This window comes from Aeromicrobium sp. PFPM2_SD2, from assembly GCF_057364525.1.
On sequence record NZ_JBNFNZ010000621.1, the window covers coordinates 1 to 1,114 of the forward strand.

The 1,114-nt window shown below is 74.8% G+C and carries 1 protein-coding gene; it reads left to right on the forward strand.

The annotated features are described in order from the left end of the window. Window positions 1-1,114, forward strand: a 1,114-nt coding sequence (locus tag AC2W7G_RS16935; RefSeq protein ID WP_485869468.1) for a M4 family metallopeptidase, incomplete at both ends; no start/stop codon positions are given.

Consider the following 1,114-nt stretch of genomic DNA (forward strand, 5'->3'; position numbering starts at 1 on the left):
GGCGGCTTTCGCCGGGCTCTCCGCCGCCGGCCGCCTGGCCAAAGCTGCGCCAACGACGTGGTGCTCCCTCGAGGCGTCGGACCGGCTCGGCGGCCGGCTGCGCGGGGTCGAGCGCGACGGGCACCGCTGGGCGCTGCACCCCGAGACCTTCACCCTCCCGGGCGTCCTGCGCGACCTGTTCCGCAAGTCCGGGCGCACGATCGACCGGGTGCTGGAGATCGAGACCGTGCCCGGTCGCCGCCACGTGTTCGACGACGGCACGGTGCTCGACCTGCCGATGGGCACGCGGGGCGCCCAGCACGACGCCGTCGTGGCCCTGACCGGCACCGACGACTGGTCGCCGCTGCTGGACTCCATGCCCACGCCGTGGGACGTCCTGCGCCGCCAGTCGCTCGACCAGGTGCTCACCGGACGCGACGCCTTCTCCAAGGAGCAGTGGCGCGCGCTGCAGCCGCGTCGCAGCGTCCAGCGGCTCTCCCGCGAGCTCGACGACTCGCTCGACGACGCGGGCCTGCCGCTGGCCGCCACCGTCCACTACGGACGCGACTACGACAACGCGTACTGGGACGGCGAGCAGATGGTGTTCGGCGACGGCGACGGCGAGGTGTTCGGCCGCTTCACCGCGTCGGTGTCGGTGATCGGCCACGAGCTGGCGCACGGGCTGGTGCAGCAGACGGCCGGGCTGGTCTACCAGGACGAGCCCGGGGCCCTCAACGAGTCGCTCGCCGACGTCGTGGGCGTCCTGGTCGAGCAGCACGCCGCCGGGCAGCGGGCCGACGAGGCCAGCTGGCTGGTCGGCGCCGGGCTGTTCACCGACGCGGTGCAGGGCGTCGCGCTGCGGTCCATGGCCGCGCCGGGCACCGCGTACGACGACGACGTGCTCGGCCGCGACCCGCAGCCGGCGCACATGGACGACTTCGTGCGCACGGCCGACGACCACGGCGGCGTCCACCTGAACTCCGGCATCCCCAACAAGGCGTTCCACCTGGCCGCCACCGCGATCGGCGGCTACGCGTGGGAGGGCGCCGGACGGGTCTGGTACGCCGCGCTCACCGGCGGGCTGTCGTCGACCGCCTCGTTCGCCGACCTGGCCGCGGCCACCGTCCGCGCCGCC